Here is a 6,895-nt window from a genome sequence, read left to right as displayed (position 1 = left end):
AGGCAGCGCGCCAAAATAGCTCTCAAGGCTGGAAATGGCAGTCTCTCCTTCATTCGACTGCCTGCCCAAAGAATCCCTTCTCAGGCCAACTTCAAGTCCTAAAAAGCCATATGCGATTCCCCTGCCCGCAAGGGGGGGGATGGCAGCTTCAGCGCCGCTCGCCCATTGTTGCAACACTGAAGATTAGCGAAAGCCGAGGTGACGGCCAATCTCCCCCCTTTTGCGGGGAAGATGTCCGGCAGGACAGAGGGAGGTGCGAAGGAACGCGACCTTGTAGTTGGCGTCGCAACCCTCTTCGTCTCAGACCCTTCTCTCCACCATCATCTTCTTGATTTCCGCGATCGCCTTGGCCGGGTTCAACCCCTTCGGGCAGGTCTGCGCGCAGTTCATGATGGTGTGGCAGCGATAGAGCCGGAACGGGTCTTCGAGATTGTCGAGCCGCTCGCCCGTCGCCTCGTCGCGGCTGTCGATCAGCCAGCGATAGGCCTGCAGCAACGTGGCCGGGCCGAGATAGCGGTCGCCGTTCCACCAGTAGCTCGGGCAGGACGTCGAGCAGCAGGCGCACAGGATGCACTCGTAGAGCCCGTCGAGCTTCTCGCGGTCCTCATGGCTCTGCAGCCACTCCTTGGCGGGCATCGGCGAGACCGTCTTCAGCCACGGCTCGATCGAGGCGTGCTGGGCGTAGAAATTGGTGAGATCGGGCACAAGGTCCTTGATCACCGGCATATGCGGCAGCGGGTAGACCTTCACCGCGCCGGAAATGTCGTCGGCGCCCTTGGTGCAGGCCAGCGTGTTCGAGCCGTCGATGTTCATGGCGCAGGAGCCGCAAATGCCTTCGCGGCAGGAGCGACGCAGCGTCAGCGTCGGATCGATCTTGTTCTTGATCCACAGGAGCGCGTCGAGAACCATCGGCCCGCAATCGTCCATGTCGACGAAATAGGTGTCCATGCGCGGATTTTCGTCGTCGTCCGGCGACCAGCGGTAGATGCGGTATTCGCGCAGGTTCGTGGCGCCCTCCGGCTTCGGCCAGGTCTTGCCCTGCTTGATCTGCGAATTCTTGGGAAGCGTGAGTTCGACCATTACCTGCGGTCCTTTCGGATGACGAGCTTCAGCCCGGACCAGATTTCGTTGACGGCGGCGACCTTGACGTCGACCAGGTCGCGCTTCAGCGCCTCCGACCGGATCACGTCCTCGGTGACGTCGGTGGCGACCTTCGAGGCCTTCTTCGGCCAGGAGACCCAGACCATGCCGTCGCGCTTGATTGCCGTCTCGATGTGGGCCAAGCCATCCTCGATCTCGGCGCGCTGCCGGGTGAAGGCGTGCACGGCATCGTATTTGCGGCTGCCCGAGATCGCTGACCACTTCGGCAGCCGGTCGACCTTGGCGAAGGACACCGCTTCGGCCAGATCGTCGAGTTCCAGCGGCAGCGCGATGAAAGCGGCGACCATGCCGTCCTTCAGGCCGAGCTTGGCCGGAAGGGGCGTGCCGGAATATCCCGCGGCCGCCAATGCCATAGTCAGTAGACCCTCGCCTTCGGCGCGATCTTGGCCGGATTGATGCCGCCGTCCTTTTCCGCCAGCATCGTCTCGGTGTGCACCGGCCGGTAGGTGAGCGTCACCTTGCCGTCCTCGCTGACATGGGCAAGCGTGTGCTTGCGCCAGTTGGCGTCGTCGCGCGCCGAGAAGTCTTCGCGCGCATGCGCGCCACGGCTCTCCTTGCGCGCGGCGGCGCCGTGGACCGTGGTGATGGCGTTGGCCATCAAATTCTCCAGTTCCAGCGTCTCGACGAGATCGGAATTCCAGATCATCGAGCGGTCGGACACCTTGAGGTCCTTGAGCTCGCCCCAGATCGCCGAAACGCGCTTGCAGCCATTGTCCAGCGATTCCTGGGTGCGGAACACCGCCGCGTCCTCCTGCATCGCCTTCTGCATCTTTTCGCGCACTACGGCCGTCGGCGCCGAGCCGTTGGCGTGGCGCAGCCGGTCGAAGCGATCCATGATCTTTTCGACCGAAGCCGCGTTGGGCGAAGGGATAGGCGAGTTGCGGTCGATCACCTTGCCGGCGCGCAGCGCCGCCGCGCGGCCGAACACCACCAGGTCGATCAGCGAGTTCGAGCCCAGCCGGTTGGCGCCGTGCACGGAGGCGCAGGCGGCCTCGCCGACAGCCATCAGACCTGGCGACACCTGGTCCGGACTCTCGGCCGTCGGGTTGAGCACTTCGCCCCAGTAATTGGTCGGCACACCGCCCATATTGTAGTGCACCGTCGGCAGCACCGGGATTGGCTCCTTCGTCAGGTCGACACCGGCGAAGATCTTCGCCGATTCCGAAATGCCCGGCAGCCTTTCATGCAGCACCGCCGGGTCGAGATGGTCGAGATGCAGGAAGATGTGATCCTTCTTCGGGCCGACGCCGCGGCCCTCGCGGATCTCGATCGTCATGCAGCGCGAGACCACGTCGCGCGAGGCAAGGTCCTTGGCGGACGGCGCATAGCGCTCCATGAAGCGCTCGCCCTCGGAATTGACGAGATAGCCGCCCTCGCCACGCGCGCCTTCGGTGATCAGGCAGCCGGCGCCGTAGATGCCGGTCGGGTGGAACTGCACGAACTCCATGTCCTGCAGCGCGAGCCCGGCTCTGGCTGCCATGCCGCCGCCGTCGCCGGTGCAGGTATGCGCCGACGTGGCGGAGAAATAGGCGCGGCCGTAGCCGCCGGTCGCCAGCACCACCATCTTGGCCGAGAAACGGTGGATCGTGCCGTCGTCGAGGTTCCAGGCAACGACGCCGGTGCAGGTGCCGTCCGGCTCCATGATCAGGTCGAGCGCGAAATACTCGATGAAGAACTGCGCGTTGTTCCTCAGCGACTGGCCGTAGAGCGTGTGCAGCATGGCATGGCCGGTGCGGTCGGCGGCCGCGCAGGTGCGCTGCACCGGCGGGCCTTCGCCGAAATTCATCATCATGCCGCCGAAGGGCCGCTGGTAGATCTTGCCCTCTTCGGTGCGCGAGAACGGCACGCCGTAATGCTCGAGCTCGTAGACCGCCGCGGGCGCCTCGCGCACCATATATTCCTGCGCGTCGATATCGCCCAGCCAGTCCGAGCCCTTGACGGTGTCGAAGAGATGCCACTGCCAGTTGTCTGGGCCCATATTGGCGAGCGAGGCGGCGATGCCGCCTTGCGCGGCAACCGTGTGCGAGCGCGTCGGGAATACCTTGGTGATGCAGGCGGTGCGCAAGCCCTGCTCGGCCATGCCGAGCGTGGCGCGCAGGCCGGCGCCGCCGGCGCCGACGATCACCACATCGAATTTGTGATCGACAAAAGTGTAGGCGGAAGCCGTGCTGGCTGTGTTTGCGTTGGCCAAGACGTCAGCCTCCGAATGCGAGTTTGAGCAGGGCAAACAGCGAAGCGACGCCGACTGCGACTGCAAAGAAGGTGTTGAGGGCGATCAGCGCCAGCTTCATGCCTTCGCCATGCACATAGTCCTCGATGATGACCTGCATGCCGAGCCGCATGTGGTAGAGGCCGGAGATGAGCACCAGCGCCAGCACCAACGCCACGAAGGGGTTGGCGAGCGAAGCCCGCACTTCCGTGTAGCCGTGGCCGTTGACCGCAATCAGGAAGCCGACGAAGAACAACAGCAGCGGGATGTTGGCGATCGCCGTCAGCCGCTGGCGCCAGAAATGCTGCGTGCCCTCGCGGGCCGAGCCCAGGCCGCGCACCTTGCCGAGCGGCGTGCGCATGTCGGTGTTGTTCGCGCTCATCAGATAGCTCCCCGCGCCATGTAGCCGGCGATCCAGATCAACAGCGTGAGCACGATCGAACCGGCGAGCGTCGCCCAGGCGATCTTCGACGCGGTGTGTTTTTCCAGTCCCGCGCCGGTGTCCCAGACGAGGTGGCGCAGCCCACCCAGCATGTGGTGCATCAGCGCCCAGGTATAACCGAAGAGAACCAGCCGGCCGAGCCAAGAGCCGAACGCCCAGTCGACCCAATCGAAGGCGGCCTGCGAGCTCGCGGCGGCGATCAGCCACGCCGCCACCAGCAGCGTCCCGAAATAAAGCGCGCCGCCGGTGATACGATGGATGATCGACATCGTCATCGTGATCGGCGGCCGGTAGATCGTCAGATGCGGCGAAAGCGGCCGTTCACGTCTGGCGACTGCGCGGGTGGCTGGTGATTTGCTCATGGCTCCCCCAGTTCGGCGTCCTGGAAGCCGCGATGGGAATGCGGCGATTGCCATGTTCATATATGGCCCTGGACAGCCGGTTTCTAATGCGCTTTTTGCACCGCGTCAAAGCCGGAAAATCGTTTTGGAAACATCATTTAGTCTGACAAATTGGCGGCCGCGCGCTTCAATCGATTAGCGGCTGTTTCGAAGCCGGCGCGGCGTTCGCCGCTGTGCGCCATTCCATCTGCAAAGGCGAGCGCCGGGCGTGCGGAGATTCAGGTCAGGCCAAGTCGAAGACGGGCGCGAAGCGACCAAACAAGACAGTTTCGGGGAACCGGCCTACGCCGGCCGTAGCCCTTCATAAGGTGGAGACACGCATGAGGGCTTCGGCCGGCGAAGGCCGGAAGCGCAGGAGGCTGCTGTTTGCGGGCCGGCCTCACCTCAATCTCCGCACACCCGCTACCTTCTGCAGGTCTGCGGGGTGGAACCCCTCTTCATCACCAGCGCTTCGCGTCCATCGATCACGATTGCGTCATGCGTCGCCGCTTCCTGGTAGCGGCTGCTCTGGTTGGCGGGCGAGGCCGCGAATTCCTCGGTCGTGCCATCCTGGCGGACCACGCGCAGCGACGAGCCGAGATTCTGGATGGTGATCATGCCGCCATTGCCGCATCTATAGGTGGCTGTGCCGATGCCGGATCGCGGCACGGTAAGGTCGGTGACGATCTTGGTCGCGGGCGCAGGAGCTGCAGGCGCCGGGGCCGTTGCAGGTACCGGGGGCGTTGCGGCTGCCGGCGGCGCCCCGGGTGCCGCGGACGGCGAGGCCGGAGCGGGCGAGGCGGCGGGCGGCGCGGCATTCGCCGCCTTCGGCGCGCCGTCCTGCGGCACGCAGGCCGCGGCCGCGAGAAGCAGCGGGATGGTGATCGACATCCGAACCGTGTGGCCAAAGCTCATGCGCTGCCCTTTCGTGCGCGGCACGCTACAGCAATTCCAGGAAAAGTGTGAACGGTTGGGTTGGGCGCGCCTTCGCCGTGGCCTTCCGTCCGGAATTGCGTCGAAACAAAGAGATAGGCGTTTGCCTTTCCGTGAAACGGTGGACCGCTGTAGCCACGCGGCGCCGCAAGATCAAGTCGCCCCTTGAGTCAGCCCGGCTTCGCACTGCGCCGCCGCCTGGGAGGCGAGCCCCCGAAAATTAACCATGTTCCTTAAGAACCGGCGCCGAAAGCCTCCCGCCTCTTAACAAAGGTTAAGAAAGAGTTAATTTCCGATTCGGACCGGAATCCAGGCGCGATCGGTCGCGTCATCAAGGGAGAGCGACATGCGTTCGAATTCAGTGCGGGCAAGGGTTGCCGCCGCCGCGCTGGCGGGGCTGGTGACGGCGATCGCCGCGCCGGCCGAAGCCGGCTTGCGCCACCATGACCGCGTCTATGCCGATTCCTTCGGCAATCTCGTCATCGACAGCGCCGCCGGCTACAAGCGCATCATCGTCGGCGAGGGCAAGCTCGCGAAGAAACTTTCCGAATACACCAGCGCCGGTCAGCCGGATGTCGTCTATGACGATGCGGACGAGGCCGGCGCGCCCGGCTGCTACCAGCCGCCGGTGCTGGTCAAGGGCCGCTCCTATATGTACGGACTTTCCGACCGCGAGATGCCCAATCTCAGCCCTTGCCGTTGAAGATTGTCGGCGTTTGGCGCCGCCGCAGCGCGCCTGAGACGCGCACGCAGTCGCGGCCGGCATTCTTGGCTTCGTAGAGCGCGGCGTCGGCGCGCCGCAAAAGATCCGCGAAACCCTCGTCGGCGGCGAGCTCGGCCACGCCGAAGCTTGCGCTGCAGCGATGATCGGCCGGCAGGCCCTCGATCGGCAAGGCGCCAAAGGCGTTGCGCGCGCCCTCGGCAAACAGCCGCGCCGCCGCAAGATTGGTGCCCGGCAGGATGATGGCGAACTCCTCGCCGCCGATACGGCCGGCGACATGGTGCTCGGCGGCGGCCTCGCGCAGGAAGCCGGCGAAGGTCTCGATCACGCGGTCGCCGCAGGCATGGCCGTAGCTGTCGTTGATGCGCTTGAAATAGTCGAGATCGGCGATCACCAGCGCCACCGGCACGCCGCGCCGAACGGCGTCCCGCATCGCAAGGTCCGCATGGCGCTCGAAGCCGCGGCGGTTGAAGAGCCGCGACAAAGCGTCGGTTTCCGATTTCGAGGTCGCCTCGTTGAGCGCGTCACGCACCAGGACGGCAAGCGCAAGCAACGCCAGCGCCAGCCCGAACACGGTGCCGAGCGATTGCGACACAAGCGCGTAAGCCGTCCGCACATAGGCCTGCGGATTTGCGCCCCACCCGCCCAGCGCGCCGGCGATGAGCGGCTTGGAGGCGAACTGCACGGCGCTGGCGCCGAGCACCAGCGCAAGCACATGGTCGAGCCGCGCGAGCCTTTGCCGGGAGGACAGCACGATGCCGAGCGCGGCGAATTGCATGGTAGCGTAAGGAAGCTGGTAGGCCATCATGCGCGTCAGCGACTGACGCGGCAGGTCCTGCACCAGATAGACGGCGACCGAGGCGACAACGAGGAAGCACAGCATCGGCGCCCAGGGCGGCCGCACGTCGTATTTATGGGCGGGCCCGCCGTTGAAGGCGACGGTTGCGCCGAAGAGCACGGCAAAGGCGGCGACGACCGGCAGCCGGGCGTCCGCGAAAGCGGGAATGCTGAACTCGATGGCGAAATAGGCCATGCCGAGCAGGTAGCTG

Annotated in this window: 8 protein-coding genes; 1 reads left to right on the top strand and 7 read right to left on the bottom strand. The window is 65.2% G+C overall.

Annotated elements, in window-relative coordinates; all coding sequences use genetic code 11:
- Nucleotides 1-300: 300 nt before the first annotated feature.
- The 6 genes from EOD07_RS16835 to EOD07_RS16810 form a co-directional block, all read right to left on the bottom strand.
- The gene (locus tag EOD07_RS16835; protein ID WP_073985204.1) at nucleotides 301-1,080 is read right to left on the bottom strand and encodes a succinate dehydrogenase iron-sulfur subunit; all 780 of its coding nucleotides are present in this window, start codon (nucleotides 1,078-1,080) and stop codon (nucleotides 301-303) included.
- Nucleotides 1,080-1,514, bottom strand: a complete 435-nt coding sequence (locus EOD07_RS16830) for a DUF3052 family protein (protein WP_127236269.1) — start codon at nucleotides 1,512-1,514, stop codon at nucleotides 1,080-1,082. Before EOD07_RS16830 ends, EOD07_RS16835 begins: the two co-directional genes overlap by 1 nt.
- A gap of 2 nt (nucleotides 1,515-1,516) precedes the next feature.
- Complete coding sequence (gene sdhA / locus EOD07_RS16825) at nucleotides 1,517-3,352, bottom strand: succinate dehydrogenase flavoprotein subunit (RefSeq protein ID WP_127236268.1); 1,836 nt, start codon at nucleotides 3,350-3,352, stop codon at nucleotides 1,517-1,519.
- A 4-nt stretch (nucleotides 3,353-3,356) separates the two neighbouring features.
- On the bottom strand, nucleotides 3,357-3,752 hold the full coding sequence (gene sdhD, locus EOD07_RS16820) for a succinate dehydrogenase, hydrophobic membrane anchor protein (protein WP_073985207.1): 396 nt from the start codon (nucleotides 3,750-3,752) through the stop codon (nucleotides 3,357-3,359).
- The gene (gene sdhC / locus EOD07_RS16815; RefSeq protein WP_127236267.1) at nucleotides 3,752-4,174 is read right to left on the bottom strand and encodes a succinate dehydrogenase, cytochrome b556 subunit; all 423 of its coding nucleotides are present in this window, start codon (nucleotides 4,172-4,174) and stop codon (nucleotides 3,752-3,754) included. Before sdhC ends, sdhD begins: the two co-directional genes overlap by 1 nt.
- 441 nt (nucleotides 4,175-4,615) lie before the next feature.
- On the bottom strand, nucleotides 4,616-5,131 hold the full coding sequence (locus tag EOD07_RS16810; RefSeq protein ID WP_245470184.1) for a hypothetical protein: 516 nt from the start codon (nucleotides 5,129-5,131) through the stop codon (nucleotides 4,616-4,618).
- A gap of 340 nt (nucleotides 5,132-5,471) precedes the next feature.
- Here EOD07_RS16810 and EOD07_RS16805 point away from each other — a divergent pair, with 340 nt between their 5' ends.
- On the top strand, nucleotides 5,472-5,828 hold the full coding sequence (locus EOD07_RS16805; RefSeq protein WP_127236266.1) for a hypothetical protein: 357 nt from the start codon (nucleotides 5,472-5,474) through the stop codon (nucleotides 5,826-5,828).
- On the opposite strand, the gene EOD07_RS16800 is transcribed toward EOD07_RS16805, so the two are convergent.
- A partial coding sequence (locus EOD07_RS16800) for a GGDEF domain-containing protein (protein ID WP_164772296.1) occupies nucleotides 5,812-6,895 on the bottom strand: 1,084 nt, incomplete at its 5' end. The genes EOD07_RS16805 and EOD07_RS16800 overlap by 17 nt on opposite strands.

This window comes from Mesorhizobium sp. M2C.T.Ca.TU.002.02.1.1, from assembly GCF_003997225.1.
The sequence above is the reverse complement of the archived record's forward strand: the minus strand, read 5'-3'. Positions and strand labels throughout refer to the sequence as shown.

Excerpts from the sequence above, each read along its gene's own strand:
- EOD07_RS16835 (WP_073985204.1), bottom strand. The coding sequence starts at position 1,080 with ATGGTCGAACTCACGCTTCCCAAGAATTCGCAGATCAAGCAGGGCAAG.
- EOD07_RS16830 (WP_127236269.1), bottom strand. The coding sequence starts at position 1,514 with ATGGCATTGGCGGCCGCGGGATATTCCGGCACGCCCCTTCCGGCCAAG.
- sdhD (WP_073985207.1), bottom strand. The coding sequence starts at position 3,752 with ATGAGCGCGAACAACACCGACATGCGCACGCCGCTCGGCAAGGTGCGC.
- sdhC (WP_127236267.1), bottom strand. The coding sequence starts at position 4,174 with ATGAGCAAATCACCAGCCACCCGCGCAGTCGCCAGACGTGAACGGCCG.
- EOD07_RS16805 (WP_127236266.1), top strand. The coding sequence starts at position 5,472 with ATGCGTTCGAATTCAGTGCGGGCAAGGGTTGCCGCCGCCGCGCTGGCG.